A 26849-nucleotide genomic window follows, 5' to 3' on the forward strand; every position below is an offset into this window, starting at 1 on the left:
AAGCTCCGTTCTACCCTGATGTATCCTTGACAGCCGCAATTTTGCCGCTTTTTCCCGGCCGCCGCGAATGCACGCAGCGATCGACTTTTCGGCGTTCAACCTCTCATGGTGGCGGCCGGCGAAGATGGCACGCACGCCTCGCTAGAATTCGACCTGTCGAGCAACAGACACGCCAATACGCACGGTCAAGCGAGCACAGCCCGGATCCCGTGTGTGCGGGCCCGGAACTCGAATCACCTCTCCCCGCTCGGAGAGAGGTGCTCCGCGCACAGCCGACCCATCGGTGCTCTGGCCGCTGCGCCAAGACCGGCTACAAGACCGGCTAGTAGCAGGGCGGGTAAGGTTCGTAGCCGCAGCGGCGATAGCCGCCGTAGGCTCCGTAAGCCCCGTAAGCTGCCGCACCAACCGCAGCAGCTCCGACGCCCACGGCAACTCCGCGGCGCACGGCTGCACCACGATAGACGCCACCGCGATAGACACCGCCGTGATGAACACCAACTCGACCAACCCCGACGCCTCTTCGATACGCGAAGGCGTCGGTCGAAACAGTCGCGATGCAGGCGATGCCAATGATTGCGGATGCGGTAAGTGAAACGATGGTTCGGCGCGACATGTCCACTCTCCTTCCTGGATTGGAACGGTGCGTCAGCGTAATTCTCCAATCAGCGGGTTTTGTTGATTTAGAACAATGCGGGCCGTTGCGATCTGGCGGCCGAGTTCATAACGAGACAGCGAAACTGTCACGCTTACCTACATAGGGCATCAGCGGGAGCCACACCGCTTTCGGTCATGTACCTGACGCTCGCGACGCATGCCGGTTCGGCAACGCCCACGCCCGCCCCCGAAGCCCGCCATAATTTCTCCTTCGCACGCGCGTTGTGTTGGACAGCGGCGCGACCTATCGTTCCAACGATCGGACTGCAGCACTCCCATTGACGCCGACTGGATCGAGAGCGCATCGGTGCCCGAGACGAACGACCCCAAACCTGACGATCACAAGCCTGATGCCCCTAAGCCGGACGCTCCCAAGCCGGACGAGGTGCGCGCCGATGGCGGGCTGGCGCGGGCCTACGACCGGATCAAGAGCGCGGAGCAAGACCTTGCGCGGCTGGACCGGCTGGTTTCCGGAATGGAACGCGGCAGCGAAGGCCCGCGGGTCTCGCGAGCAAGCGCCGGTGCGGAGACTATCCAGGCTCCCAAGGACAAGATTCCCGAGGACAAGACTCCCAAGGCCGCGGCGCCGGCGCCAGATAGCGAGGTTCGCAACCAAGGCCTGAAGGGAGATCGGCCCATGCTGCGTGCTCTGGTCGGTCTCGTGCTGGCGATCGGCATTCTCGGTGCAGCCTTCGCTTCGCAATATAGCGATCAGGCCGGGTCGATGACCAAATCGATCATGGCGCGATGGGCTCCACCGGCCGCCACTCGGCCTCCGCAAGCGTCCGCGGTTGAAAGTCCGGCGCAACCGGCGGCCGTGCAGCTGGCTGCCGCGGATGAGCCCGGCACGGTGCCCGCGCCGCCGGTCGGCAAGGACACGGAGAGCAATGCAGGGTTTGACGCTTCAAGACCCGACGCTTCAAGAACGGGCGCCACGACGCCTGACCCGTCGTCGTCTGATCTCGCGCAATCGCTCAAGACCATCACCAGCGAGCTTGCGAACATCAACGGAAAGCTCGAGCAACTGAAAAGCCGCAACGAACAGACGCTGCGCGAGCAGGCCGACACCATTCAGCAGCTCAAGGCGGCGCAGGAGAAGGATGCGGCGGCTAACGCACGCCTCGCCGCACAGGTCCAGGCGCTGCAAAAGGAGCCGACGACGTCGTCCGCATCGTCATCCGCACCTGCATCCGCGAAACCCGCCGCGCGCAGCGTGATGAACAACGATGCCGCTACGCCTCCACGGCCGCACGCGCAGGCGGCCGCACCGCGGCGGCCCCGGCCGTCGCGAGGGCCCTGGATGCCCCCGCCCTATATGGTCGATCCCTACTACGGCGATCCGGATTGGTGAGCCCGCGGGATGGGTGGAGCGAAGGGATACCCATCGCTAGCTAATCGACAGAAGCGATGGGTTTCGCAAGGGCTCAACCCATCCTACTAGCTGCATATCCATTCACCCCTCTCCCAAGCCGAGAATGAAGGTTTCAAGATCGGGCGCGAGTTCGTTTGTGTTCGGGAAATCGGCGAACATGTCGCCACCGTCCACCGGTTCATGCTCGTGATCCCAGTAGAAGACCTGCCCATAACTGTCCTCCTCCAGACTCAGCAGGAACAGGTCGCCGCCGGGATCGGGTGCGAAGGGGCAGCTCAGCCGGGGGATTCGATTCATGCTCCGATACACATCGTAATTGTCGATGACGCCGTAGCTGTCGGTCGGATGCGTCGTGAATAGCACGTCCAAAACGGTGCGGTCGTTGCGCCAAGGCAGCTCGACGCCGCAGCGGTCGAAGCCGCCGCCGTCCGATTGCGCCAGCAGCTCCTTGTAGGGCGCGGGCAACGGCGCACCGATGTGTTGCTCCAGCGCGCGGATGGCGTTGGAGGGCGCCGGTGTCCGTCGGTCGTCCATGAGATCCAGATAGTTCATCGGCCTAAACTTCGTGCCCCGTGGGCCATCAAAGCGCCCGCGCTAGTGAGCACACCACTAGATCGGTGTGGCCAAATCCATGGCGTAGTCGAGCACCGAGCCCGAAGGATGGGTAGAGCACTTGCGAAACCCATCGTGCGATGACGGCGATTGGTGGGTTTCGCTTCCGCTCTACCCATCCTACAGCCTTTAGACGATCGCTTCGGTATCTGCCACTGAACGTTCTCCGCCGTCTGAACCGCCAGAGGGACGCGTTCTGCTCCCAGCCGCGAAAATGTCGTGCACGAGGCCAAGCTTCCCGAGCCCGAGAATGATCAGGCCGTTGATGTCGATCTCGTACCAGGCGTGCGAGATGTAGGCGTCGCGCGGAAACCGGTGATGGTTGTTGTGCAGGCCTTCACCGAAGGTGAGGATCGTGGTCACGAACTCGTTGGTGGTGCCGTCGTCGAGATCGAAGCGGCGGTAGCCATAGCGGCCGTCGCTGTGGCAGACCGAATTGACCAGCGAGGTCGCCATGGTCATGAGGTAGCTGCGGAACAGGCCGGAGAACAGGATGCAGCCGGTCATGGTGTGCACGCCGCCAAAGGCGTAGCCGATCGCGCCCGGAATGATCATCGCCGAGAGCGCGTACCAGTACCAGCGCGTCCTGGTGAAGAACATGGCGATCGGATCGGCCAGGATATCCTTGGCGTAGTATCCGGCATCGGTGGTGGCCTGATCCCACACCCAGCCGCCTTGCGCATGCATCATCCCCTTGGCGAAGGTGACATAGGGATTGCCGTCGCCGTCATAGTAAGGGCTGTGGACGTCGCCCGGCTTGTCGGAGTGAAGATGGTGCCGGCGATGATTGCTCACCCATTTCAGGATCGAGCCCTGCACCGCCATGGTGGCGATGGCCGCGAACAACGTCCGCATCACCGGACCGCAGCGGAAGCTGCGGTGGACGAAGTAGCGATGCATGAAGCCGATCCCGACCGTGGACAGCGCGAACGTGCCGGCGAAGACCGAAACCTCCACCCAGCCGATGCCTTGCCAGAACGCCCAGACCAGCGCCGCGATCGAACCGCTGATCATGATGACGAAGGAGATGTAGGAATCGCGAAACTTGGCGTCGACCACCGGCCCTTCGACCAGCACGCCCGGCGGCATCTTCCGCTCCGCAGCTTCCGCCGACACCACGCTTTCAATGACGGTCATTCCAACGATCCATTCACACAAAATTAACCCTGTTGCGGCGCACAGTACAACCTCGGGTTATTTCCATCAAGGATACGAGCTGCCGTGGGAGTACGGAGCGGCGACTTGAAAAGACGCGACCAGAGAGAAAAGAAGCCGGATTTCAAGGGCTGGTGACCGCGTTAACCAGCTACAAAGCCTCCGCAATGCACTCCCAGAAGACCGATGCCAGGACGAAGCAAGCCCCTCCTCTCTCGCCTTCGCAAGCTCAGGCGTAGCGCGCGATGGATGCGAAAGACTTTCGCGCGCGCACCGCGGATGGTTCAGATCGGGGGCGCCGTGGCGATGCTGCTTGCGGTCGTCGCGCTCGTGAACATCGCCTATCAAACGATGCGCAAGCCGACCGAGCTGTTCGTCCTTGTCGGCCACGCGCTCGACAAGGAGCCATCGGAGACTTGGCGGCAATACGGGTCGCTGTTCCGCAAGCATGCCACCGCGACGATCACGCCCGAATTGCTGGCCGCCCTGGCGCAGGTCGAAACATCGGGCAATCCGCTCGCGCGCACCTACTGGCGCTGGCGATGGAGTTTTAATCCCCTCGCGATCTACCGGCCCGCATCGAGTGCCGTCGGCCTCTTCCAGATGCTGGACGCAGCCTATGCCGACGCTGCGCGGTTCTGTATTCGCAGCAACGCGGTCACGGAAGCCGGCTGCGGGTCTCCCTTCCTCTATAGCCGCGCGATCCCGAGCCACGCGATCGAGCTGGCATCGGTGTATCTCGACCGCAATGTCGCCGATGTTCTCGCCCGCGCGGGCGATGTGAAGGCGAGTGCGCGCGAGCGGCAGGATCTCGCCGCCTTCATCCATCTCTGCGGCGCAGGCCCCGCCATGGCCTACGCACGCCGCAAGTTTGCGATGATCGCCGACGAGCGCTGCGGCGATCACCTCGTCGCGAGCTATATCGCCAGGGTCAACGCGATGAAGCGGCAGTTTCAGCGGCTTGCGGCCGACGACGATTAAGGACGTAGCCCGGATGAGCGCAAGCGAAATCCGGGATTCGTGCCATGCGGGCGATCGTGCGATGCGGATGGTCCGGATTACGCTTGCGCTCCATCCGGGCTACGGGATCACCACCAATACGGCCACCGCCAGCCCTCATACCGAACCCACGACGACACCAGCGGCGGGCCGTAGGGATCGACCCGGTCGTCTTCCGGGCGATAACGATAACGCGGAACAATATTGTAATCCCACGGCGTCGGCCTGAGCACGGGGACATCCACCCTCAGCCGTTGTTCATCCACCACGCGAGCCTTCCGCGTCCGGGCGTCGGCATCCGATATTCCGAGATTGCACAGCACCAGGGCGGTTCCGAGCGCAAACGCGACAGTCATGATCTTCATGCGTTGGTCTCCTTCCCGCCAGAGTGCAAAAGGACGCCAGGCAAGGCAAGCGAATTTGCGATCAAGCTTTGCCGGAATGACCGATGCCGGCCACACCGCCTCCGTCGGCTTCATCCTTCTTGTCCCACCGGCTCTGCTCCGCCTCGGCGCGCTCTCCAGCGCAGCGTGCTGCGCTTTGATCGACTCCGCTCTCGCCAGGATTGCAAACAGCGATCCAACACGCTAAACGTCTGGCGATTGAAGCAAATCGATTCCAGCCTTTGGGGGATATATGTACAAGCCGATGGCATTTTTCGTCGTGGCGTTTTTGTCCCTGGGTATCTCGATGGCCAAGGCTGCCCCCGTTTACGAGTGTGGCGGCAACGCTGCGTGCCAGGCCAAGCGCGAGCGCATGTCCCAGGACGCTTACGATCGCAACATCGGCCGGTGCCTGACCGCAGCGGGCGCCACGCGCGAGCAGTGGCGCGCCCATGCCGTGCCCCGCGCGCAGGCAGACAAGGTCCGCGCTTGCCTCGAAGCGCGCGGCTGAGCCCTACTCCCGCGCACGTCGCACCGCCTCCGTCAGCTTCATCCGCTGCTTGTCCCACCGGCTCTGCTCTGCCTCGGCACGCCCATCGAGCGCAGCGCGCTCCGCGTCGATCGCCTCCGCCCGCTCCTCGTGCTCCCGCCTCGCCTCGTCCAGCGCCGCCTGTGCACTCGCGACCGCTTTCTCGCGGCGCGCGCGCTCCTTGGCGCGAGCGATCTCCTCCTTGCGGCGCTCGGCTTCCCGCCGGCGCTCTTCCTTCGCGAACGCCGCGGCGGCCTTGCGCGCCTGTTGATCGTCGATCTTGCGGGATGGTTGCTTTGCAGCCTTTGAAGGACTCTTTTTCGGCTTGGATTTCGGCCTGCGCTTCGGCTTGGCCGCGTCGTCAGCGAGATCGGTCGGCAACTCAGAATGCTCGGTGAACGCCCCATCCGATCCGACCGGACGCCTGAGCACCACGCCCGGCTTCTCCATGGTCGCCGCGACGATGTCGGGGTCGTCAGTCTCCTTCGCGGCGCCCTGATGAAACAGATTGGACCTGGCGCCCCAGGCGTCCAGCGCTGCCTTCATCGAGGGCGCGGCGATCGCCTGGTCGTAGAAGCCGAGCGAGGTCTGGAAGGTCTTCAGTTTTCTTTTTGGTTTTGCTTTTTTCGGCATGTCGCTCCGCAGCTGGCGAGCCACCAGCTTCCAGCGGCGCCATCATGCCATACTGCTCCTGTTTTGCCCGACGAGTCAAATTCGATTCGGTATCACCGAAGTGGATTTGAGGCCGTAGCTCCGATGGAGCGCAGCGTAATCCGGGACCGGTGCCCCCGCAGGATTCCCGGATTGCGCTTCGTTCCATCCGGGCTACGGCCCATCGTCAATGATTTTTCGGATTTGCAACATTCTGAAATCCCTCGGGATTTCTACTGTGCATGGGGTTGTTTTCGACGTTTTTGTTTTGACAGGTCGTCACCTACGCCGCGTTGACATCCTCAGGCGCCGGTCCCGCGACGAGCCCGTCGAGGCCGACCATCAGCAGATCAGCGATGTGCATCAGCTGATAGAGCGGAATGTCCGCCTGGCCCTGCTCGGCCAGCGACACGAAGGCGGGCGTGGCGCCGATGAGCTCGGCGAGCTGGCCTTGCGTGTAGCCGCGCTTTTCGCGCGCAGCCTTGAGGCGCGCACCGATCCCGAGCCGGTGCCGGGACTGCTCGTCCGCGGTCATCATCACGGCCTGCTCATCCGCGCTTGCATAGCCGTCCACGAACGCGCTGCCGATCAGCCTGCCTTTGCGCCAGGCGACCCGGCAGTCCTTGCGCAGTCCGCTGCTGAAGACCAGCGTGAACTGCTCGGCCACCCAGAGCGAGGCGTTGAGGCCGAGGCGCGCGCCGGTGCCGGAGACATCGCGAATCGTGCAGGGTGCGCTGATGGTCTTGCCGGTGCCGTTGTCGAACTCGACAATGCCGGTCCGCAAAATGTGATGTCTGACTGCGGCGCGGTGCTCGCTCATGACGGGACGTGGCTCCTGGACGCTCCTTGCGCAGCGACGTCGAACCGACGCAGCCGCAAAAATCCCGGACCTCGATACCGCAGATTTTTTCCTGAACTCCTAAATTTCCAAGGGTTCCCCAAGGACTGAAAGCCATGGTAAAGGATTTGCTCCCAATCCATCTTTTTCCGGCGGAAAGCGTGCGGCGCGCCCGTGACGGGCGACGAGGCGAACGATGACCGACGCGATGAAATGTCCGACCTGCAACTCCGAGCACGCCTATCAGGATCGCGGCCTCTGGGTCTGCCCGGAATGCGGCCATGAATGGAGCGGCACGGCGGAGGCCGCCGCGGATGCCGCGCAGGAGGCCGGCGTGCGCGATGCCAACGGCAATGCGCTCGCCGATGGAGACAGCGTCATCGTGATGAAAGATCTCAAGGTCAAGGGCTCGTCCTCCGTCGTCAAGGGCGGCACCAAGGTCCGCAACATCCACCTGCAGGACGCGACCGACGGCCACAACATCGCCTGCAAGATCGACGGCATCGGCGCGATGAATCTGAAATCGGAGTTCGTGAGGAAGGCGTAAGCCGAGCCCCCGGACTCGCCAGGGCAAATCCGCTAGCGAACGCGCCGAGCGGCTCGGGCGGGAGCTGACCTGTCGCGGCGTCAAGTTTGCCGCCATCGAATGGTAAGCGCCGTGCGGAGGCCGCAATCTATCGCTGCCGCTGCGCCAGATAGAATCCGCACAGCACCGTCACCAATCCCGCCGTCTGCAATAGTGTCGGTGGCTCGCCGAGCAGGAGCCAGCCGGTGAGCACCGTCAGCGCCGGCACGCAGGCGGGGACAACGGCGGCGCGGGCCACGCCGAGGTGCTGCACCGAGACGGCGAACAGATAAAGCGCAGCGGGACCTGCAAGCACGCCCTGCGCCAGCGCCTGAATGGCGTTCTCACCGATACCGATCGCCGCGATCCGCGCGAGCCCGCCGGTCATGAGGTAGATCGGCAACAGCAGCAGCGACAGCACGTTGATGACGAGCGCAGCCGACACGGCGGAGACACGCCAGTGGCGCAGCAGCGCGCCGAAACCTGCGAACATCAATCCGGTCAGCACGAAGGTCAGATCGCCGAGCACGCCGTCGACGCCGATATGGCCGATCGATTCCGCGCCGATCACACCGAGCCCGCCGACGATGACGACAGCGCCGGCGATGCGCGACGCGGAAACATGCTCCTTCAGGAACAGGGCCGCGAGCAGCAGGCCGCCGAGCGTCGCACAGGAGGGCTGGATCACGCTGCCATGGCCGAGCGGCACGAACAGAAAACCAGTGTAGGAGATCAGCGACATCACCGGGCCGCCGAGCACCATCAGCACAAGGCCCCTGCCCCAACCGATGCCGCAGAGATCGGAGATTCCGCCGCGTACCACCAACGGCAGGAATGCGATGCCGGACCAGACATAGCGATGCACGAGCAGATCGACCGGCGTGAAGCCGACCTTGAGGCCGTGCCGCGTGCCGGCGAAGCCAAGCGCCCAGAACACCGCCGCGGCGAGGCCGCAGAGCACGCCGACAAGGGCCGGCGCCTGATCGTTCCTCCGAATGAGAGCGTCGGCGCTCGTTCGCTGATCCATGGAGCATGCCTTATGTCAGCAAGCGACGAGGCTCAACCCATGCGGTTGCAGGGCTGGCACGCGGCGGAAAATATGCCTGCTCATCGAGCCTCCTCGCCGAACACCATCCGCCATCTCTTGCGCGTGTCCACGTATTCCCGCACCTCGCGGATCTTGTCGCCGGCCACCGTGAACACGAAGCTATAGTCATTCTCGTAACGCGCTCCCCCGGCAAGTGTAGCGCGCATCCGCTCCTCCACGATCACCACATCGCCGTCGGCATAGACGCCGCGAAAGCCGATATCGATCCCGGAGAACATCCTGTGCATCTCCTGCGATGAAGCGCGCGATCGCTTGCGCGCGGATCATGTGGTCGGTGTAATCGAGCGCGACCGCGGTGGCGTTGCCCTTCGGCGCGATCCACTCAGCGTCGTCGGTGAACAGCGCGGCGATGCGCATCGAGTCGCATACTGAAACAATCTTCCAGGCGTTGAGGACGATGTCTTTCGGGCTGGTCACGCCGGGCTCCAAGACTGGCATCGCAGGGGGGCTTGCGTCGAGGGCGGCTTTCTAAGCCGCCCTGCCCATCGCGGCTCGCCGCAATCGGACTCGGTCATCCCGCGGCCCTTTCGCCTGCGCGGCCATGCGCTATCATCAGGCCATGCTGAGCTTTGATGTCTGCAATGCAGCGCGCCTGCGCCGCGATCCCCGCTATGACGGCCGCTTCTTCACGGCGGTGAAGACCACGGGCATCTATTGCCGCCCGGTCTGTCCGGCCAAGCAGCCGCTGACGCGCAACGTCTCCTACTATCCGTCAGCCGCCGCGGCCGAAGCCGCAGGCTTCCGCCCTTGCCTGCGATGCCGTCCCGAGACCGCACCGTTCTGCCCGGCCTGGAACGGCACGCGCTCGACGGTCGCACGCGCGGTGAAGCTCATCAATGAGGGCGCGCTCGACGAGGATTCGGTGGTGTCTTTCGCGATGCGGCTCGGCATCTCCTCGCGTCATCTGGCGCGATTGTTCGAGCGTCACGTCGGCACCACGCCGCAGCAGCTTGCGAAGACGCTGCGCGTCCAGCGCGCAAAACGCCTGCTCGATGCCGGCGATCACACCATGGCTGACATCGCATTCCAGGCCGGCTTCGGCAGCCTGCGCCGTTTCAACGCCGCCTTCGCAGAGCTCTACGGCCGCTCGCCGTCGAGCCTGCGCTTATCGAAGCATGCGTAGCCCGTCAGAAAAACCCGGGGCTAAGATCAAGCCCATACGTCAGGCTGAGCACGAACACGAACAGCGCGGCGGCTGCGAACGACGCGAGATGCCTGAGAATGAACGCGCGCGGCGAGACGCTTGCAACAACGGCTTTCTGTGCAACGGGCATGACTACTCCATTATGAAAAATGATTCTTGGCTGCTCAATAAGCGGCGGCCGCATCAAGTGCCGCGATCTGCAAAGCAACTATTAAAGAGATCACACTCGCTTTGAACGGCCGTACACAAGTGGCACGTGATCATCACTCGCTGCGCCAAAAAAAGACCGCGCTCCCGAAAGGGAACGCGGTCCGGGCAGGCTCGGAGAAAACGAGCCTGCATCACGTTGACTTGATGTTGGCTAGTGGCGCCCCCAAATCAGCGGGCGCTGCCCGTCGTGACATCAGCGGTCTTCATCTTGCGCGGCGACAGAACGCGGGTCTGGTGGACCGAAGCGATCGTGGTGGGCGCCGAGGCCTGCTGCTCGACATGCGCGGCACCGAGCACGCGCACCTGCATCGGGGACACCGGAAAACCGTTGGCCTCGTAAGTCGGCAGCTCGGCGGCGAAAGCCACGGTGCTGCCAGCGATCGTCAGGATGGCGGCGGCGATCGACAGAGTCTTCTTGTTCATGGGTGATGCTCCTGAATGAAACGTTCGGAGCACATCTAAGCGCATTTTGCTGCATTGCGACATGCACTGCTGCAACGCAACAACGCGCCGAGTGCATGGCAATATGTTTAATGCGCGTGGGCGGGGCTCAGCCGCCGAGCACATGGCCCCAGCCGTCGAAAACGTAGTCCTTCCAGATCACGGTTCCGTCACCGCCTGGCCGGCTGGCCCGCCTGAAATCATCGGCCAGCTCAGCGGTCCAGGTGATGATCGTATCGGAGAGCTGGTCGTGCAGGATGGCGGGCTCGGTGGGGTCGAAGGCGTCCATCGGACGAAGCGAGGAGTGCGTCATGGGCGCCTAACGCGCCGACCGTGACAAGGTTGCGCAACGTGTGGGCGAAACACCCTTACGCCGGCCGGCGCCAAAATATTCGTCTTTATCGAATTTTCTACACCGCCCGCGCGCAAGCGCCGGTGGAACCGCGATGGGAACCCGCGTTGCCGCCGCGCAACACCTGGTCGAAAAGCCCGCTTTCGCCGAATTGCGCCATTGCGCTGCCACACCGTCCTCCGAACAATCGGCGCGCGGCGTGCCTTTTCGTGCAAGACTGTTTGGCCAAGACTGTTTGGCCAAGACTGTCTGGTCAGACTGTTCGGAGAAGACGAGGTTCAATAGAACCGTTTGGAGGCAGGGATCATGAATGATCGGCGGTCTCTTCTGGTGGCGGTCTCCTGCCCCTCGGCGGTTCTCGCCGGCTGGCTGGCGCTCTCTTTGTCCGCCTACGCCCCTGCCCTGATCGAAAACAGCGGCGCCAATGCTTCTGCCGTCTCGCGCGCAAAAGATCTTGGTCGGCTCGACCTCGCCGACATCCCGCACGCTGCGGCCATCGAGGACGGCGTCGCCCTGACCGCGGATATCGCCGCCGCGGTCGCTGCGACACCAAGCGCAGTCACCGCTGAAGCGGCAGCGCCCGAGGCGCCAGTTCCGGCCATCAAGCTCGCCTCGGCCGACCCAGTGCTGATCTTGCCGACCGAAGCGCCACTCGCGCCGCAGATTTCGCCTGATCCGACACCAATCGCCAGCGAGGTTGCGCCGGCTCCGGCTCCGGCGCCGGAGCCCGTGGTAAAGCTCGCATCCGCCGATCCCACCGAGATCGTGACGACCGAGGCGCTGTCGCCCGCGACGATCGCGACCGGCCCCGCGCCCGCGGCGAGCAAGACCTCGCCGTCTGCGGACACGACCGCGGTCCTCGACGAATGCTACGTCATGGAAGCCTGCATCGACCGCTATCTCTGGGCGCTCTACCAGCGCACGCCCAAGGAAGACTCGATCAAGGTCGAGGATCGCCGCGCCGTCACCGTCAAGCGCAAGGGCAAGATGGTGACCGTGATGCGCAGCTTCACGAAACTGGTCGACGAGGACTTTGGCTGGAAGGATCCGAAGGCGGCCGACCGCGCCGGCATGTCGATGATGGACTACGTCATCGGCGGCATGGACAAGAGTTTCAAGAAAAAGCTGTTTCGCACGTTGCTCGCGGCTGAGGCTGCCGGGCTTTCGCCGGGCATCACCAGCGCGTTCCGCGATGACTATCGCCAGTCGATCGCGAGCGGCTTGAAGGCTGCCTCCGACCGTTCCTATCACGGCGGCAGCACGCGCGGCGGCTACGGGCACGGCATGGCGGCCGACATCGTCAGCACCAAGGGCGACAACCGCGCGCAGCGCTGGGTCTCGACCGAGGTGCTGTGGAAGTGGGTCGATGCCAATGGCAAGGCGCTCGGCATCGGCCGACCCTATCTCGGCCGCGATCCCCCGCATGTCGGCCCGGTCGACGGTACGGAATACGTCTCGCGCCGAGGCACGTCGGACCGCAAGGAAGCCAACGTCAAGCCGAGTAAGGCGCGGGCCGTGGCAAGCGCGAAGTTGCCAAAGGCGAAGGCACAGGCGACGCGCGAGCAGAAGGTCCCCGCGAAGCCGCAGAAATCAGCGCAATCGGCCGCGAAGCGCGCGACCTGAGTATGACGGTCTACCGTCCCGGCGGCGGCAGCGGTACGAGCCGCATCTCGGCGGTGCCGGCCTCCTGCGTCCGCACCAGCACTGCAAAGACGGTTTCGACTGCGAGCCGCACCGCCGTCTCGGTCGCTGTGCCCTTGGCCAGATGTGCCGCGATCAGTCCGGTGAGAAGATCGCCGGTGCCTGAGGGGCGGATCGGCAGGCGCGACGTCGCAAAGCGCGACAACTGACCGTCGGCGGACAGAATCGTTTCCACCTGCCCTTCCGCCGTGTCAGTGAGCGTGCAACCGGTGGCGACCACGTCGATGCGGCCGGTCCCGGCCAGCATCGCGCACGCCGCGCGCAGACCCTGCGCATCCGAGATGTCGAGGCCTGCGAGCAGCCCGAGCTCGAACTGGTTCGGCGTGGTCAGATTGGCGGCCGGCAGCAGCCGGTGCCGGACCACATCCAGGATGCCGTCGGCGACATAGACCCGGCCGTCATCGCCGATCACGGGATCGCAGATATAGACCAGCTTCGAATTGCGGGTCAGCGCCCGCTCGACGAAATCGGCAATGACAGCGGCATTGCCGGGCGAACCGAGATAGCCGGTGACGAGGACCGCGGCCTCGTCGACAAGATCGCGCTCCTCGACGCCTCTCAGCAGATCTGCAACGAGCTCGGTCTCCAGCACCCGCCCGCGCAGGGTCGGATAGCGCGGATGGTTCGACAGCAGCGTTGTCGGCACCGCCGCGACATTCACGCCCTCCGCCTGCATGGCATAGGCGGCGGCGCTGTTGCCGACATGGCCGTGGACCACCTGGCTTTGAATGGAGATGACGAGCATGAAAGAGGTCCGTAGGGTCAAATGCCGAAGGGCGCAAGAGTAGCCCGGATCACGAACCGTGATACCCAAGCCCGGGCCGCAAAGCCTGCATCTTCCGCGCCAGCCGCCGATGCCCGTTCTCCTCCGACCGCGCCAGCCGGTCCACGACCGCGACATGATCCACATCACTTTTGTGCTGGTTGAGCTTGGCCTGCCCCTCGACGGTATCCACCACGAGATCGATGACGCGAATGGCGGCCAACATGGTTTCGCGCTTGTCTGGCTCCATCTGTGCGAGGTCCCAAGGTGCTTTTGGCAAGCGCGCTTCCGAGACCGCGAGTAGTGCATCGCCGTGCCTGCGGTTCACGTCGAGCCCGCGCAGATGCGCCACGCCCGACAAATGCACGGCCTCGTAAAGCCAGGTCGAGACGTTGTCGCGCGAAGAATACCAGTCGTTGGAGATGTAGGCGTCGTCGCCGGCAATGATCAGCAGAAAGCGCCGCGCGCCATCGGCGAGCGGGACGAGCGGATTCCTGGCGGTGAGATGGATCTGGACGATCGCACGCCCGTCGCGCTGCTCCAGCACGAACGGCACATGCGAGGCGCGCGGGCCGCGCTCATCCGCCGCGACGATCATGCCGAAGCCGCGCTGGCTTGCGAATTCCAGCGCTTGCTGCTCCTCGATGCGGAATTGGGGGCGGAGGACATGCATGGCGGGGCGCTCGATGACTGGCTGGAGGACAAACCGAGGCTAACTCATGATCCAGTCAAGTCGGAAACGATATTGGCCCGCAAACGCGGATGTCAGGAATGACTTCGCCGCCGCGCAAGCTCATCGATATAGGCACAAAACATGTCGGCCATTGCGTTCGCATGACGCGCGATCTCCGCCTCGTTGCGCGGTGTCTCCGAGAACTGCTTGCCAACCTCGCTCAGCGTCGTCTTGATCAGCTCGCCGGCAAGCTCCCGCGTCGCATCCGGCGCCTCGGGCAGGGCCTCCCGCATGAAGGCCGCGACGATGCCCTTACCGGCGGCCCGCGCGTCGTGTGCTTCGGGCGCATCGCGATAAAGCGGCGCGGCGTCACTGAGCGCCGTGCGGATCGCAGCCTCCTCGCACTCGGAACGAATGAAGGCGTGGACCAGCGCGCGCAGCCGCACCAGTGGCGGTTTCGCTCGGTCGGCCAGGATGCCGCGCAGGAGCTCGCTCGTGCGCCGCCACTCGTCGCTCTGGAGGCGGAACAGGATCGCCGCCTTGTTCGGAAAATATTGATAGAGCGACCCGACGCTCACCCCGGCCCGCTCGGCCACCCGCGCCGTCGTGAAGCGCTGCGCCCCCTCCTTCGCCAGGACCTGAACAGCCGCCTCCAGAATGTCCGACACCAGCTCGTTCGAGCGGGCCTGCTGCGGCTGTTTTCGTGAGGAAACTGAACGGCTTCGGCGATCGGCCATAGCGCCCTCGGGCAATGCGAATAGCGAATGCGACGAATTAGTCGTATTTCAACTCTTACGCAAGCACTCGCCTCGCGGCGACATCTGGAGACGACGCATGAGCATCCCGACCATCACATCACTTGCGCCACTGCTCGATCGTCTTTTCGACCAGGACGAAGCGGCGCGCGGCGCGATGCGAGCCGCCTTCGCCGATGTGACCGACGCCGACCGCGCACGGATGATGCGGAGCAAGACCGCTTACCGCGACCTCTACGGGCGGCTGAAGGACGCACCGCTCGCGGTCTCCCGCGAGACCGGTCACCTGCTTTACATGCTCGCACGCAGCTCCCGCGCCAAAGCGATCGTCGAGTTCGGCACCTCGTTCGGCACCTCGACCCTGCACCTTGCCGCGGGTTTGCGCGACAATGGCGGCGGCCGCCTCATCACCACCGAATTCGAACCGTCCAAGGCGGCCCGGGCGCGCGAGAACCTCGCGGCCGGCGGGCTGCTGGACCTCGTCGAAATCCGCGAAGGCGACGCGCTGAAGATGCTTCGAGTCGATCTGCCTGATACGATCGATCTCGTGCTGCTCGACGGCGCCAAGGCGCTCTACCCCGATATCCTGGATCTGGTCGAAGGCCATCTCCGGCCGGGCGCGATCATCGTCGCCGACAATGCCGACGACAGCCCCGACTATCTGGCGCGCATGCGCAGGCCCGGAAGCGGCTACATGTCCACGCCCTTTGCCGAGGACGTCGAACTCTCGGTGCGGATCAACTGACGCCCCGCCACATCGAGCCGGCGCGACCCAATGAGCCGCGGCGCAAACCATCGCGCGGCGGTGTCGTGCCGCGCTCGGCCGTGTCGCAGGCTCGTCACTGACACGTGATAGCTGGACCCGGGCAAACGTCATATTCCCCGTACCGCGCGGTATCTTTCTTTGCACAACACGCCCGAGCCCGTGATGACTTCCGCCTTCAATGCCTACGCAGCACTTGCCCTCGCTATCGTCCTCGAGGTCACGGCGTCCGCCTTCCTCCAGCAATCCGTGCAGTTCACGCGGCTGTGGCCGACACTGGCGATGGTGCTGTTCTATGTCGCGTCGTTCTACGCGCTGTCGGTCGCGATCCGGGTCATCCCCCTGAGCATCGCCTATGCGATTTGGGGCGGGGTCGGCATCATCCTCACTGCAACGGTCTCCTTCGTGCTGTTTCGCCAGATGCTCGACGCTGCGGCCTTCGTCGGCATCGCGCTGATCGTGTCCGGAGTCGTGGTCATCAACCTGTTCTCGGCGAGCACGGTGCATTGATGCCGGCAAGCACGGTGTTCACCGGCAGGCCTTGCTTCGCGACGCCCTGCCAGCGGCCGACTCACGCCTATTGGGTTTGCGACGGCTTGGGAGCACGCGGCCCGGATCGCTTTGTGCCAGGCTTGGCCGCAGCTCGCGGGGACGCCGTATCGACCGATTCCAGATAGGCGGCAAGCGCCTTGGCTGTGTCCGAACTGGTTGCGTAATGGTCCTTCAGGAACCAGGACAGCGTCAGGTTGAAGCGCCCTTTGGCAAGGCCGCGTGGGCTGCGATGGCAGGTCGTGCAACCATCGGCGAAGAGCTTTTGCGGCGACTTGCCGGCATCGAGATTTTGCGAGGCGGAAAATGTCGTCGTCAGGACGGCCGCGGCTGCAAGAGTCACTAGGGGCGTGATCAGGTCGCGCCCCGGTCGAAAGTGCGAAATCAATGTCGTCCCCTGCCCCGTCTTGCGGTCAGGCCGCCAATAGCTGATCGAATTCGGGCGGCGCGTAGGCCTTGCCGTCCTGGTCGGTGATGACGACCTTCCACCCCTCGCTTGCCCAAACCTTCGCCTTCGCCACGATGAGCAAACGGCTCTCGCGGGCAAAACTGCACTTCTCGTTGTCGCGTTCTGCGACCATCTTGTAGGCCAATGCGCATCCCCTTGCGTTGCCCCTGCACCCGCTCTCGTCGTGGCAGCGGGCTTTGGCGGCAATTCGCCGGGAGCGTGGCAATTTGATGCCATCCAAGGCAGCATTGTGCCTGGTTCCGGCCGAACGATGGAGATGGATCGTGCGCCGCATCATGAATGCGATTCTGCTTGTAGCGGGCTGGCCTAGTGCGGGCTTGCTCGGCGTGACGCCGACAGCCGCGCAGACCTATGATCCGCGCCATCCCGTCTGCATCGAGATCTACACGATCGACGGCCGCAGCATCGATTGCAGTTTTGCGACAATCGCGCAGTGCGCCGCGACCGCCTCCGGGCAGTCCGCCCAGTGCTACGCCAATCCTTATGCCACGCCGAGCCGGCAGCTGAGCCCGGTTCCGTCGCCGCCGCGACGAAGCCGATAGCATCAGGTCTGCGCTCCGATCAGTGGACGCGAATGATATGGGGACGGCCGAGATCGATCAGCCCCTGCACCGCCGAGAGGCGGTCATCGAGGGCTGCGATGGTGAGCAGCAAATTGTTGCGGCGTTCGTCGAGAAGGCCCATCTCGGCGCCGGAAAGTTTTGTGCTCGATCGCTCCTTGTGAATCACCTCGAGAGATTGGCGCAATCCGGCAATCAGGCCGGACAGCTGCTTGGCTTCCTTGGTCATCGACCGCTTCGCGACATTATGGCGGCGCGTCTCCGCCTGGTTCTGTCTCATCGTCGTCATCCTCCCGTGCCCCGCTGCCCCGAGTGGAATGCTTACAGCTTTGAGTAGACATATTACGATCGATGAAATCTGCCCGCGAAGAAGCTTCTTAAATTGTACGCGCACGGAACCCGGTCCGCCCCGAGCAGAAAGCCCGGCGCGAGGGCCGGGCTTTCGTTGGCAACTCTAGTGCTTTTGGTGCCCGCCACCGGGACCGCCGGCCGGCGCACCGCCGCCATGCGGCGCGGCGTTGATGTGAGGAGCGCCGCCGCCACCGCCATGAGGCATCGCAGGCGCAGCCGCGCGCGGCGCCGGCATCTGGGCATGAGCATTCATCGGCGAGCCGTGGCTCACATTGGGCTGGGCCACATGCGGCATCGCAGGCCGGCTTGCGGGAGCGGCTGAGACACGCGGCGCCGCGTGTGCGCGTGCCATCGGTTGCGCACGCACCGCTGCGCGGCCCGCGGCCCGCTCGTGCATGACGCGGGCCTGTGCATCGCGCGGATTGCGGCTCTGCAGATTGGTCCGCTCATGCGCGATGCGGTCGCTTCGTCCCGCGCGGGCCCGGTCCGTCGTCACCGCAGTCTCGCGCCTGGCGATCGCGGCGTCGTGCCGTGAAGCCGGGGCATCACGGCCCGAGACCGCGGCCGCGCCTCTAAGGCTTTCCTTCGCATTTTCCCTTGCACTTTGCTTGGCATTCGCGCCGTTGCGCCCCAGTGCGACTGCCGCATCGCGCGTTGCCGCGCGGCCGATGCGAGCCGCGCGCGGATCGATCGTCATCCGCATCGCGTCGCGCTGATGCGAAGTCCAGTAGCTATTCCAGTGGGCATGCCGCCGATACCAGGGCCGCCCCTGATAGTAGCTCGACCAGTACGAGGTCAGCACGAACGGAACGATCGGCACATCGACCTCGTCGACATAGTCGGGGAGATAGACGTAATGATTGCGGTAGAGATATTCGAGATATTGCGACGACACCCAGCCGCGGTCATCCGAGAAGCTCACGTCGCACCAGGCATTGCCGCGCAGGCAACCATGGATGTCGACGCGGGCGCCCTCGGGGATGCGGTCGACCAGCGGAAAGCCCGGACCCGGCCCGGCGCGCAGGCCGGTCGAGACGGTGACCATGCCCGGTGCGGCCAGCGCGGCCGTCGGGGCGAGCAGCAATGCGGCTAACAACACGCTTCGGAATTTCATGGCGTAATCCTCCTCTTTCGAGTCGGAACGCGCCAGCGGAACGGGCGTTCCGCGTACGAAGGTCTCATTCGCCGAAAGATCGAGACGGATGCCGCGCGCGGTTCAATATTCATTCGCTGTTCATCGAGACCGCGCGCAGAGAGAGTGTGCGCCGCCGTCCCGTCAGTTCACTTGCTGCATAAAACCGTCGAAGTACGCAGCAAGCGCAGCAAAATCATCGAGCGGCAGCACGGTCGCGACATACTGATCCGGCCGCACCACGACCATGCAGCCGGCCTTGCGATCGATACCGCGCATGGTGAAAACGTCTTGACCATTCTTGAGGTCCGGACAGAACATCTTCTCGTAGTCGATCAGGCCGTACCGGCCCTTGCGCGGAAGCAGCAGCGCCGGCATCGCCTCCATGGCGAGTTCGCGATGATCCTGCTGGAAGACCGCCCGCAGGTCGATCACGCTGTCGATGTCGGCGGCCGCTGGCGTGTAACGCCGGACCGGCGACTCCCGGGCGTCGGAGAGAAAACTGCACAAGGCGCGAATGGCCGAGCCGGCTGCTGCCGGATCCTCAGCGCCGGAGAAAGCGTAGATGCGGAAGCGGCCATCCGCCGGCGCGGCGTGACCGAGATGCACCGGCTTGGCATCCGCAAGCCGGATCACCGGTGCGGAATGAAAGCGCGTGCCGATGACGAAGCCTTGCGCAAGATGCTGGTGGGACGTCGCTCCGGTCAGAACCGACGGGCGGTAATGCGTCGCCGTGCCCGCGGTGTAGCGACCGTGCCTCACGAAATAGTCCTGCGTCCTGGCGGCATCGGCGCCGCCGGCCTTGGCGGCGGACGCGAGAATTCCCGCCCATTCGCGGTCGAAATCGATCAGCTCTTTCGCAACCGCCTGGCGCTCGGCCGAATAGGAATGCAGCAGGCTCGGCGCAGACTGCTTCCGCAAAACGGCAGCGAGCTTCCAGCCGAGATTGAAGGCGTCCTGCATCGAGACGTTCATGCCCTGCCCCGCCTTCGGGCTGTGGGTGTGGCAGGCATCTCCGGCGATGAAGATCCGCGGCAGACGCGTTGCGATCTCGGTCTCCGGCACGTCGTCGAACTTGTCGGTCAGGCGCTGGCCGATCTCGTAGACCGACCACCACGCGATCTCCTTCACATCGAGCATATGCGGCTTCAGGATCCGCTGCGCCTTCGCGATCACGTCATCGGCGGTGATGTTGCGATTGGCGACGCGCTCGCCGACGTCGAGCTTGGCGAGCTCGACATAGAGGCGGACCATGTAACCGCCCTCGCGCGGAATGATCAGAAGGCTGCCGTCCTTCGCCGACTGGATCAGGGCCTTGAAGCGGATGTCGGGAAAATCGGTCACCGCCAGCACGTCCATCACGCCCCAGGCATGATTGGCGGAATCGCCGAGCAACTCGCGGCCGATCGATTTGCGCACCATGCTGCGGGCGCCGTCGCAGCCGACGACGTAGCGCGCCTTGATCGTCTCGATCTTGCCCTCGTTCTCGGCATCGACCCGTTCGAGCCGCGCCGTCACGGCATGGTCAGCCGGCCCCGCGGCCGGGTCGACCTGAAGGTCGAGCAGGCGCCGGCTGTAATGGGGCTCGAGCCTGGCCGGCGCCTTGCGCATGACGTCGAGAAAGCCGTCATGGATGCGCGCCTGGTTGAGGATGACGTGCGGGAATTCCGACAAACCGTCCTCGACGTCCTGCACCCGGCCGCTGCGGACGATGTTTTCCGGCATCCGCTCGTCCGGCTTCCAGAACGTGGTCTCGTTCACCCAACAAGCTTCCTTCAGGACGCGCTCGCTGAATCCGAAGGCGTGGAACATCTCCATGGTGCGGCATGCGATGCCATCGGCCTGCCCGACCAGCAAGCGATCCGGCTTCTGCTCGACGATGCAGGTCTTGATGTCAGCAAACTGCGCAAGCTGGGCAGCGAGCGTCAGGCCCGCAGGGCCACAGCCGACGATGAGGACATCGACCTCGTCAGGAACGCCCCCCGTTGTGCCCGAAGCCTGAATGCGCGTGGCGGGATCGGCGATTTCAGGGTCGCCCGGCTGAAATCCATTGAGATGGAATTGCATGAGCACCTCTCCCGGAAACGTTCTGTTTGGATATTGCTCAGTATGCTGACTATCAGTATACTTGTCAACGATCCCGGCCGTCCTGCCCCAACGGAGAAATTCGGTGAAAGACAACAACGACATGCCCGGGCATCTGGCGCGCCGGTTCCAGCAGATCGCGGTCGCGGTGTTTCTGGCCGAGGTCGGGGATGCCGGCTTCGACCTCACGCCGGTGCAATACGCCGCACTCGCGACCATCAAGGCCAATCCGGGGCTCGACCAGGTGACGCTCGCAGGATTGATCGCCTACGACCGCACCACCATCACCGGCGTGATCGACCGCCTCGTGCAGAAGGGGCTCGCGGAGCGCCGCGCCTCGCCCCGCGACCGTCGTGCCCGCGAGCTCGAGATCACCGACGAAGGCCGCCGCACGCTGCGCAAGATCACGCCGGCCGTCGAATCCGCGCAACGCATCATGCTGCGCGGCCTCAGCGCGAAAGAAAGTGTGGATCTGATGCGGCTGTTGCACAAGGCCATCGCCGCCGGCAACGAGCTCAGCCGCGCCCCGCTGCGCGAAGTGCAGGCCTAACCCCCCGTAATTCTACCGGTCGTTGTCGCAGTGTCGCGAAACCAGGAACTAACCTTCCCCTGTTACGGTCCGCCGCATTCGGCGTTTAACGCGCGATTAACTTTGCCGGTCTGGAGTTTCGGATGTTCAGGTTCCTCATTGCGGCGGCGGCGATCGCGCTCTCGACCGCTCCTGCGCTCGCGAACGGCCATGGCGGCGGCGATGCCCCTCCTCCGCCGAAGCCCGCGACCTCACCGGCGAAAGTCATCCTGACCAAGCAGGGCCCCACGCTCGTCGACCTCAACGGCATGACGCTCTACTATTACGAGCGCGATACCACCGGCAAGACGTCGAACTGCAACGGCAAATGCGTCGAGAGCTGGGTGCCGCTGTCCGCAACGGCCGATGCCAAGGCGATCGGCGATTTCACCGTGATCAACCGTAACGACGGCAGCAAGATGTGGGCATATCGCTATCGCCCGCTCTACACCTCGCCGGCCGACAAGGCGCCGGGCGAGGCCAATGGCAATGCCACGACGCTGCAATGGCGCATTGCCCGTCCCGAGAATTAGGGCGACCTACCCGCGCCAGCTGGGCTGCGCTTCGACTTGCGCGTTCTGTCCGGGCGGCAGCACCACGACCGTTGAATTGAGCTTCACCCGGTCATAGAGATCGATCACGTCCTCGTTGCGCATCCGGATGCATCCGGACGAGATCGCCTGCCCGATATATTCCGGCTGGTTGGTGCCGTGGATGCGGTAGAGCGTGTCCTTGTTGCCAGCATAGAGATAGATGCCGCGCGCACCCAGCGGATTGGCGGGACCACCGGGCACGCGCGCCGGATAGGGTCCGAGCCGCGCCTGAATATCCGCCGTTGGAACCCAGTCCGGCCATTCCGCTAGACGGCCGACCCGCGCGACACCGGAGAACGCCATGGCTTCCTCGCCGACCGCGACGCCGTAGCGGATCGCCTTGCCGTCGGGCAGCACGAAATAGAGATAGCGCGCATCGGTATCGACCAGGATCGTGCCCGGCTGCTCCTTGCGCGGATAATCGACGATATGACGAAGATATTGCTCGGGCACGTTCGCTTGCGCGTAAGGCGTATGCGCCAGCAACTGCCGGTCGCGCGGCGTCATGCTCGCATCTGTCGATGGCGAAAGCGTTGTCTGCATGCAGCCGCCCAATGGAAGCATGGCAACAACGAATAGAACGAATAAGGATCTTGGCACCGCCGGCCCCGATAGCGATAGCAGCACCCCCAGCAACACCAGATGCTGCCAAAATCGTGCTGAAAACAAGGCATTATGGAACACGTACGCGTGTTTTCTGAGGCGGGTTCCATCACCACAAAGGGCGCAAGAGCGTCGCACAGTCTCCATCCCCTCGCCTTGCTTTGGTCAAACCCGGCTGGACTCGTGCGTCATGGCTTGGGCCTCGGGGAATTGGACGGGCTCACCTCAACGGATCTGCTCGCGCGAATGCGGACGGCCAACACTTCAACTACTCAACGCCCGGGCTTCAAACCACCCGGGCTTCAAAGGAGCTGCGATGCTCGCGACGCTGAACTCTCGGCAAATCGTCGATGAGATCGTGAAGGACACGGTCACGAACAACGACCCGCACGACGCGGTGCAGATTTCGCCTGACATTGTGCTGGCCTCGCGCCCTCTCAGCGTCGCGCCCGCGCTCGCGCCTGAGATCACGGCCCGCCCGGAACCCAAAATAGATCCGGCGTTCACGCTGAAGTCCAGAATGAATCCGGAGCCGAAGTTCAGTCCCGTCGCGGAGCCGCAGGCGGCAGCGCCCTCGGTCGACACTGCCGTGCGCGTCGCGGCCGGTGATGGTCTCAGCCGGCAGAAGCGCTCCTCGGCTGGCAAATGGCTGCGCGGCGCGTTCGTCACGATGCTGTTTGCGGGCGGAAGTGCGGCCGCCACTATCGCTTGGGAGAAACACGGCGACACCGCAAGACAGATGCTCGCCGAATGGACGCCGGTATTGGCGTCGCTGCTGCCTTCGACCTCGCAGACGGCACCGGTCGCCGCCGCGCAGGCCGCGCCACCTGCGGACCAGGCCGCAACGGATCAGGCCGCAACGGATCAACCGACAGATCAATCTGCGGCTCCGCCCGCAACCCAGGTTGCAGCAGCGGTGCCCACGGCAACACAATCCGATCCTGCACAATCGGTGCAGTCGATGACGCGCGATCTCGCCGCGATGGCGCAACAGATCGAGCAGCTCAAGGCCAACATCGCCGAGTTGAAGGCCGGGCAGGAGCAGATGGCACGCGAGATGACGAAGCCGCCCGCGCCGAAGCCGGTGGCCGATGCGAAGCCGCGCGTCGATCCGCGCGCGCAAATGTCCGTGCTGCCGCCGCGGCCTGCGACGGCGCCGGTTCGCAAACCGAAGCCGGTCGTGTCGCACACCTACATGCCGGCTTATTCGCCCGCGCCGCTCGCTCCGCCGCCGCCGTCGCAGGCTGCCGCGGTCCCACCGCCAGCTGCACCTGTGACAACGACGCAAGCCGTTGCCGACGACGATGGACCTGTCGTACGCCCGCCAATGCCGCTGCGCTGAACCATCGTCACGCGAGGACACGACGCGTCGCGCCAGCGATGGTGTCCGAGTCGATGTGGCGTGTTGAATCCGGGTGACTACGGGGAAGCGATGCTTCCATCGTTTTCCATCAAGAGAAAAGGCCGTCGGGATCTATGCCGGCGGCCTTCTCTTGCAGCTGCCGGTTCCCGGAGCCCGGTTCTGCTGCAATTCCATGCCTGATGATCACGCCGACATATTTAATAAAATCTTAACACGCTTGAATGCTGCACATCATTTCTGCGCCATAAGCACAGAGATTGCGCGCGCCTTTCATTCGATAAACATCGACTCAGTGGTACCATCAGTCATGTGTTGAAAGCCGAAGCTCAATTCGTCACACCGGGGAATTCGGATGCCTTACTATTCCTTCGATCTCGTGGTTGGTGAAGAGTTCAAGAACCAGGGCGGTATCATCCTCGAAGACATCGAGGTCGCCTCCGATCGCGCCGTCCAACTGGCCACCGAGCTGTCGCAGGTGAAGCCCGAGTTGCAAAGCAAGGGTTGCGCTGTGCGCGTCACCGACCGCGATCACAACGAGGTCTACCGCACGCCGCTCGATCCGGTGCCGGCCTGGCGGCGCTAGCTCGCCGGCCGTCTTCGCGGCCGCACGCTATCCCCATTGCGGAGCGGCGCGGCAGCCGCTAGCCTTCCCGAAAATTCGGGGAGGTACCAAGGATGCGGACTGGTTTTCTAATGACGGCGCTATTGCTGCTGGCGGCGCCGGCCCAGGCGGCCGACCATCCACGTTCGACCTATGTCACCTTGGTCTTGCAGGCCTTCGCCGCCAAGGTCGAATGTCCGGGCACCGATATCGTCTACCAGGATCTGGTGCAGAAGGCGGAGCAGATGCAGCTGCCCGAAGGCACCACCGAGAAGGTCCGCAAGGCGATCGCCTGGATGCACACCGGCGGCAAGTTGGGCGAGAAGCAGGACGACGATCTGATGGCCGAGGTCGCGGTGGCCACCCAGGCGACCGACCTCAACCAACGCCGCCTCGGCATGCCCAGCTGGTGCGAGGCCCAGAAGACCAACCTCGCCGGCCTGATCCGCAGCAAGGGCGGTTAGCGCTCATCGCGCGGCGTTAAGCACGCTGTGCCGGAACTTTTGCTTCGGCCAATAATCGTCACAATCCTCGCCAGCATGCGGCTCTCTTCGAATTCGAACAGGGGAGCCCCATGCGGATCAACCATGTCCTCCTTACCGTCGCGTTTGCCCTCGCAACGGTGACGACCGCGCCCGTGCTGGCGAAGAGTTCCGACGCCCAGAAGGGCGAGGACAAATCGACCTCGTCCTCATCGTGTAGCGCCTATCAGCAGGCGCCGGACGGCTCGTGGGAGCCGCTCCCCTGCAAGGAGACGGGCGAGCGCTCACAGCCGCAGACGCAGCATCGCACGTCGCCGCAGGGCGCCGACCGTGGGGAGCGTTGAACGCGCGAGGGTGTCAGCTCTGGTGCGGACCGCGGATGATCTTCATCGCGTCGGCGATGTGACGCCACTCTTTGGCCTCATCGCCCTCGCCGCGGCCGTCACAAGCCCTGGCCTGTTCGGCGGCCTTCGCGATCGCAGCAAAACCATGCTGTTCCAGCATCTGGCGCGCGACGGTGTGGACCTGGACCTCGGTCATCATGGGCGTTCTCCCGTTTGACGAAACCGCGGTGCATCGCGCCGCCGCGGGTTTTCACAACGATTGAGCCCCTGACCTCGTTCCGCAGCGTTCCCGTCGGCGCGCAAAAGGCGGCCCGCTATGCCCAGCGGACCGCCTTTTCACCCACCCCAAATTTGAAGCGTCGCGGCCGAGGTCCCTAGCCGGCCGCCGCGCGCTTGCGCTCGAAATCGTTGGGCACCTCGATATCGACCTCGAGGGTCGAGACCTCGTCGCCGCGATCGAGCCGGACGATGACCTTGGTCGGGTCCAGCGTGACGTGCCTGGAAACGACCGCGAGGATTTCCTCACGCAGCACACCGAGCAGGTCGGGCTGGCCGCGCAGTCCGCGTTCATGGGCAAGCAGGATCTGCAACCGTTCGCGTGCGACGGGTGCAGAGGCCTTGTTGCCGCGGAGAAGCCGAAGCAGACCCATGCTCATGCGGCCCTCCGTCGCAGCAGGCGGTCCATGAAGCCCTTGCGCTCGGTCGGCACCTGCATCGGCACGGTGTCGCCGCACAGCCGGCGGGCGGCGTCGATATAGGCCCGCGCCGGTGCGCCTTCCGCGTTCGACAGCGTCACGGGCGTGCCGACATTGGAGGCGCGCAGCACGTCCTGGCTCTCGGGGATGATGCCGAGCAAGGGCGTCGCGAGGATTTCGAGGATGTCCTCGATCGTCAGCATCTCGCCGCGCGCGGCGCGCGAGGGATCATAGCGGGTGATGAGGATGTGCTTCTCGACCCGTTCGCCCTTCTCGGCCCGCACCGTCTTGGAATCGAGCATGCCGATGATGCGATCGGAATCGCGCACCGAGGAGACTTCGGGATTGGTGACGATCACGGCTTCGTCAGCAAAGCGCATCGCCATGGAGGCGCCGCGTTCGATGCCGGCCGGGCTGTCGCAGATCACCCAGTCGAAACGGCTGCGCAGATCGTCGATGACCTTGCCCACGCCCTCTTCGGTCAGCGCGTCCTTGTCGCGGGTTTGCGAGGCCGGCAGCAGCCAGAGGTTCTCCAACCGCTTGTCCTTGATCAGGGCCTGCGGCAGCTTTGCGACGCCCTGCACCACGTTGATGAGATCGAACACGACGCGGCGTTCGGCTCCCATCACGAGGTCAAGGTTGCGCAAGCCGACGTCGAAATCGACGACCACGACCTTTTCGCCGCGTTGCGCGAGCGCAGCCCCCAGTGCGGCGGTCGTCGTGGTCTTGCCAACGCCCCCCTTGCCTGACGTCACGACCAGTACCTTGGCCATCTCTGAAATCTCC

General features: G+C 64.4%; 38 protein-coding genes. 15 read left to right on the forward strand and 23 right to left on the reverse strand.

The annotated features are described in order from the left end of the window. Nucleotides 1-322: 322 nt before the first annotated feature. Nucleotides 323-613 (reverse strand): hypothetical protein, encoded by a 291-nt coding sequence (locus ABIB91_RS08200; protein WP_007591676.1) that lies wholly within the window; start codon nt 611-613, stop codon nt 323-325. A 348-nt stretch (nt 614-961) separates the two neighbouring features. Between ABIB91_RS08200 and ABIB91_RS08205 the strand changes: the two genes are divergently transcribed. Further along, nucleotides 962-2005: a hypothetical protein gene (locus ABIB91_RS08205; protein ID WP_354167516.1), complete on the forward strand. Its 1044-nt coding sequence runs from the start codon at nt 962-964 to the stop codon at nt 2003-2005. Between the two features lie 102 nt (nt 2006-2107). Here the strand turns inward: ABIB91_RS08205 and ABIB91_RS08210 are convergent, their stop codons facing one another. Both ABIB91_RS08210 and ABIB91_RS08215 read right to left on the reverse strand, forming a co-directional pair. Continuing rightward, complete coding sequence (locus ABIB91_RS08210) at nt 2108-2578, reverse strand: SMI1/KNR4 family protein (protein WP_007591679.1); 471 nt, start codon at nt 2576-2578, stop codon at nt 2108-2110. Between the two features lie 189 nt (nt 2579-2767). Then, nucleotides 2768-3775, reverse strand: coding sequence for an acyl-CoA desaturase (locus tag ABIB91_RS08215; RefSeq protein WP_354167513.1), 1008 nt, complete (start codon nt 3773-3775; stop codon nt 2768-2770). 204 nt (nt 3776-3979) lie between these two features. Here ABIB91_RS08215 and ABIB91_RS08220 point away from each other — a divergent pair, with 204 nt between their 5' ends. After that, nucleotides 3980-4774, forward strand: coding sequence for a lytic transglycosylase domain-containing protein (locus ABIB91_RS08220; RefSeq protein ID WP_354167510.1), 795 nt, complete (start codon nt 3980-3982; stop codon nt 4772-4774). 107 nt (nt 4775-4881) lie between these two features. Here ABIB91_RS08220 and ABIB91_RS08225 read toward each other — a convergent pair whose 3' ends face one another. Then, nucleotides 4882-5157 (reverse strand): hypothetical protein, encoded by a 276-nt coding sequence (locus ABIB91_RS08225; protein ID WP_354167507.1) that lies wholly within the window; start codon nt 5155-5157, stop codon nt 4882-4884. A 271-nt stretch (nt 5158-5428) separates the two neighbouring features. On the opposite strand from ABIB91_RS08225, the gene ABIB91_RS08230 reads away from it, so the two are divergent. Then, nucleotides 5429-5686, forward strand: coding sequence for a hypothetical protein (locus tag ABIB91_RS08230; protein WP_157158545.1), 258 nt, complete (start codon nt 5429-5431; stop codon nt 5684-5686). A 3-nt stretch (nt 5687-5689) separates the two neighbouring features. On the opposite strand, the gene ABIB91_RS08235 is transcribed toward ABIB91_RS08230, so the two are convergent. After that, nucleotides 5690-6337: a cell envelope biogenesis protein TolA gene (locus tag ABIB91_RS08235; RefSeq protein ID WP_354167504.1), complete on the reverse strand. Its 648-nt coding sequence runs from the start codon at nt 6335-6337 to the stop codon at nt 5690-5692. Nucleotides 6338-6638: 301 nt separating this feature from the next. Beyond that, the gene (locus ABIB91_RS08240; RefSeq protein ID WP_219683916.1) at nt 6639-7175 is read right to left on the reverse strand and encodes a helix-turn-helix domain-containing protein; all 537 of its coding nucleotides are present in this window, start codon (nt 7173-7175) and stop codon (nt 6639-6641) included. 214 nt (nt 7176-7389) lie between these two features. Here ABIB91_RS08240 and ABIB91_RS08245 point away from each other — a divergent pair, with 214 nt between their 5' ends. Further along, entirely contained in the window at nt 7390-7740 is a 351-nt protein-coding gene (locus ABIB91_RS08245; RefSeq protein WP_354167500.1) for a zinc ribbon domain-containing protein YjdM, read from the forward strand. A gap of 127 nt (nt 7741-7867) precedes the next feature. Here the strand turns inward: ABIB91_RS08245 and ABIB91_RS08250 are convergent, their stop codons facing one another. Both ABIB91_RS08250 and ABIB91_RS08255 read right to left on the reverse strand, forming a co-directional pair. Next, nucleotides 7868-8785, reverse strand: a complete 918-nt coding sequence (locus ABIB91_RS08250; protein ID WP_354167497.1) for a DMT family transporter — start codon at nt 8783-8785, stop codon at nt 7868-7870. Between the two features lie 80 nt (nt 8786-8865). Continuing rightward, nucleotides 8866-9084, reverse strand: coding sequence for a nuclear transport factor 2 family protein (locus ABIB91_RS08255; protein WP_245285861.1), 219 nt, complete (start codon nt 9082-9084; stop codon nt 8866-8868). 323 nt (nt 9085-9407) lie between these two features. On the opposite strand from ABIB91_RS08255, the gene ABIB91_RS08260 reads away from it, so the two are divergent. After that, a complete protein-coding gene (locus tag ABIB91_RS08260; protein ID WP_354167493.1) occupies nt 9408-9989 on the forward strand; it encodes a bifunctional transcriptional activator/DNA repair enzyme AdaA in 582 nt (193 codons plus the stop codon). A gap of 4 nt (nt 9990-9993) precedes the next feature. On the opposite strand, the gene ABIB91_RS08265 is transcribed toward ABIB91_RS08260, so the two are convergent. From ABIB91_RS08265 to ABIB91_RS08275, 3 genes are all read right to left on the reverse strand, one after another. Next, a complete protein-coding gene (locus ABIB91_RS08265; protein ID WP_354167490.1) occupies nt 9994-10140 on the reverse strand; it encodes a hypothetical protein in 147 nt (48 codons plus the stop codon). A gap of 248 nt (nt 10141-10388) precedes the next feature. Then, nucleotides 10389-10643, reverse strand: coding sequence for a hypothetical protein (locus tag ABIB91_RS08270; protein WP_007591705.1), 255 nt, complete (start codon nt 10641-10643; stop codon nt 10389-10391). A gap of 127 nt (nt 10644-10770) precedes the next feature. Then, nucleotides 10771-10974, reverse strand: a complete 204-nt coding sequence (locus ABIB91_RS08275) for a hypothetical protein (RefSeq protein ID WP_354167487.1) — start codon at nt 10972-10974, stop codon at nt 10771-10773. 345 nt (nt 10975-11319) lie between these two features. On the opposite strand from ABIB91_RS08275, the gene ABIB91_RS08280 reads away from it, so the two are divergent. Next, nucleotides 11320-12636: a hypothetical protein gene (locus tag ABIB91_RS08280; RefSeq protein WP_354167484.1), complete on the forward strand. Its 1317-nt coding sequence runs from the start codon at nt 11320-11322 to the stop codon at nt 12634-12636. A 10-nt stretch (nt 12637-12646) separates the two neighbouring features. Here the strand turns inward: ABIB91_RS08280 and pdxY are convergent, their stop codons facing one another. The 3 genes from pdxY to ABIB91_RS08295 form a co-directional block, all read right to left on the reverse strand. After that, on the reverse strand, nt 12647-13459 hold the full coding sequence (pdxY, locus tag ABIB91_RS08285) for a pyridoxal kinase (RefSeq protein ID WP_354167481.1): 813 nt from the start codon (nt 13457-13459) through the stop codon (nt 12647-12649). A 49-nt stretch (nt 13460-13508) separates the two neighbouring features. Continuing rightward, nucleotides 13509-14150 carry an FMN-binding negative transcriptional regulator gene (locus tag ABIB91_RS08290; protein ID WP_354167478.1) on the reverse strand — a complete coding sequence of 214 codons (642 nt, stop codon included), beginning with the start codon at nt 14148-14150 and terminating at the stop codon, nt 13509-13511. 92 nt (nt 14151-14242) lie between these two features. Continuing rightward, nucleotides 14243-14887: a TetR/AcrR family transcriptional regulator gene (locus ABIB91_RS08295; protein ID WP_354167475.1), complete on the reverse strand. Its 645-nt coding sequence runs from the start codon at nt 14885-14887 to the stop codon at nt 14243-14245. Between the two features lie 97 nt (nt 14888-14984). Here ABIB91_RS08295 and ABIB91_RS08300 point away from each other — a divergent pair, with 97 nt between their 5' ends. Together ABIB91_RS08300 and ABIB91_RS08305 are read left to right on the forward strand one after the other, a co-directional pair. After that, a complete protein-coding gene (locus ABIB91_RS08300) occupies nt 14985-15650 on the forward strand; it encodes an O-methyltransferase (RefSeq protein WP_354167472.1) in 666 nt (221 codons plus the stop codon). Between the two features lie 183 nt (nt 15651-15833). Continuing rightward, a complete protein-coding gene (locus ABIB91_RS08305; protein ID WP_007591712.1) occupies nt 15834-16178 on the forward strand; it encodes a DMT family transporter in 345 nt (114 codons plus the stop codon). Nucleotides 16179-16245: 67 nt separating this feature from the next. Here the strand turns inward: ABIB91_RS08305 and ABIB91_RS08310 are convergent, their stop codons facing one another. Together ABIB91_RS08310 and ABIB91_RS08315 are read right to left on the reverse strand one after the other, a co-directional pair. Further along, nucleotides 16246-16560, reverse strand: coding sequence for a hypothetical protein (locus ABIB91_RS08310; protein WP_354167469.1), 315 nt, complete (start codon nt 16558-16560; stop codon nt 16246-16248). A gap of 70 nt (nt 16561-16630) precedes the next feature. Next, nucleotides 16631-16963, reverse strand: a complete 333-nt coding sequence (locus tag ABIB91_RS08315) for a hypothetical protein (RefSeq protein ID WP_354253228.1) — start codon at nt 16961-16963, stop codon at nt 16631-16633. Here ABIB91_RS08315 and ABIB91_RS08320 point away from each other — a divergent pair. After that, nucleotides 16950-17228, forward strand: coding sequence for a DUF3551 domain-containing protein (locus ABIB91_RS08320; RefSeq protein ID WP_354167466.1), 279 nt, complete (start codon nt 16950-16952; stop codon nt 17226-17228). The two genes, ABIB91_RS08315 and ABIB91_RS08320, sit on opposite strands and share 14 nt — an antisense overlap. Nucleotides 17229-17247: 19 nt before the next feature. Here ABIB91_RS08320 and ABIB91_RS08325 read toward each other — a convergent pair whose 3' ends face one another. From ABIB91_RS08325 to ABIB91_RS08335, 3 genes are all read right to left on the reverse strand, one after another. Then, the gene (locus ABIB91_RS08325; protein ID WP_027517641.1) at nt 17248-17526 is read right to left on the reverse strand and encodes a hypothetical protein; all 279 of its coding nucleotides are present in this window, start codon (nt 17524-17526) and stop codon (nt 17248-17250) included. Nucleotides 17527-17700: 174 nt separating this feature from the next. Continuing rightward, the gene (locus ABIB91_RS08330) at nt 17701-18711 is read right to left on the reverse strand and encodes an SH3 domain-containing protein (protein WP_354167462.1); all 1011 of its coding nucleotides are present in this window, start codon (nt 18709-18711) and stop codon (nt 17701-17703) included. Between the two features lie 162 nt (nt 18712-18873). Beyond that, nucleotides 18874-20796 (reverse strand): FAD-binding monooxygenase, encoded by a 1923-nt coding sequence (locus ABIB91_RS08335; RefSeq protein WP_354167459.1) that lies wholly within the window; start codon nt 20794-20796, stop codon nt 18874-18876. Nucleotides 20797-20899: 103 nt separating this feature from the next. Between ABIB91_RS08335 and ABIB91_RS08340 the strand changes: the two genes are divergently transcribed. Both ABIB91_RS08340 and ABIB91_RS08345 read left to right on the forward strand, forming a co-directional pair. After that, nucleotides 20900-21364, forward strand: a complete 465-nt coding sequence (locus ABIB91_RS08340) for a MarR family winged helix-turn-helix transcriptional regulator (protein WP_354167456.1) — start codon at nt 20900-20902, stop codon at nt 21362-21364. Nucleotides 21365-21486: 122 nt separating this feature from the next. Next, a complete protein-coding gene (locus tag ABIB91_RS08345; RefSeq protein WP_354167453.1) occupies nt 21487-21915 on the forward strand; it encodes a COG4315 family predicted lipoprotein in 429 nt (142 codons plus the stop codon). Between the two features lie 6 nt (nt 21916-21921). On the opposite strand, the gene ABIB91_RS08350 is transcribed toward ABIB91_RS08345, so the two are convergent. Beyond that, entirely contained in the window at nt 21922-22539 is a 618-nt protein-coding gene (locus tag ABIB91_RS08350; protein WP_198288227.1) for a L,D-transpeptidase, read from the reverse strand. 355 nt (nt 22540-22894) lie between these two features. Between ABIB91_RS08350 and ABIB91_RS08355 the strand changes: the two genes are divergently transcribed. From ABIB91_RS08355 to ABIB91_RS08370, 4 genes are all read left to right on the forward strand, one after another. After that, nucleotides 22895-23920 carry a hypothetical protein gene (locus ABIB91_RS08355; RefSeq protein ID WP_007591726.1) on the forward strand — a complete coding sequence of 342 codons (1026 nt, stop codon included), beginning with the start codon at nt 22895-22897 and terminating at the stop codon, nt 23918-23920. A 373-nt stretch (nt 23921-24293) separates the two neighbouring features. Further along, nucleotides 24294-24524, forward strand: a complete 231-nt coding sequence (locus tag ABIB91_RS08360) for a DUF6894 family protein (RefSeq protein WP_354167448.1) — start codon at nt 24294-24296, stop codon at nt 24522-24524. 92 nt (nt 24525-24616) lie between these two features. After that, the gene (locus tag ABIB91_RS08365; protein WP_007591729.1) at nt 24617-25006 is read left to right on the forward strand and encodes a hypothetical protein; all 390 of its coding nucleotides are present in this window, start codon (nt 24617-24619) and stop codon (nt 25004-25006) included. Nucleotides 25007-25116: 110 nt separating this feature from the next. Continuing rightward, entirely contained in the window at nt 25117-25368 is a 252-nt protein-coding gene (locus ABIB91_RS08370) for a hypothetical protein (RefSeq protein ID WP_354167445.1), read from the forward strand. A 13-nt stretch (nt 25369-25381) separates the two neighbouring features. On the opposite strand, the gene ABIB91_RS08375 is transcribed toward ABIB91_RS08370, so the two are convergent. The 3 genes from ABIB91_RS08375 to minD form a co-directional block, all read right to left on the reverse strand. Next, nucleotides 25382-25567 (reverse strand): hypothetical protein, encoded by a 186-nt coding sequence (locus ABIB91_RS08375; RefSeq protein WP_354167442.1) that lies wholly within the window; start codon nt 25565-25567, stop codon nt 25382-25384. A gap of 175 nt (nt 25568-25742) precedes the next feature. Continuing rightward, a complete protein-coding gene (gene minE / locus ABIB91_RS08380) occupies nt 25743-26024 on the reverse strand; it encodes a cell division topological specificity factor MinE (RefSeq protein WP_007591739.1) in 282 nt (93 codons plus the stop codon). Continuing rightward, entirely contained in the window at nt 26021-26836 is an 816-nt protein-coding gene (gene minD, locus ABIB91_RS08385; protein WP_007591740.1) for a septum site-determining protein MinD, read from the reverse strand. Before minD ends, minE begins: the two co-directional genes overlap by 4 nt. Between the last annotated feature and the right edge of the window lie 13 nt (nt 26837-26849).

The sequence above is a fragment of the Bradyrhizobium sp. JR4.3 genome (assembly GCF_040547695.1).
In the GTDB taxonomy this organism is placed as follows: Bacteria; Pseudomonadota; Alphaproteobacteria; order Rhizobiales; family Xanthobacteraceae; genus Bradyrhizobium; species Bradyrhizobium canariense.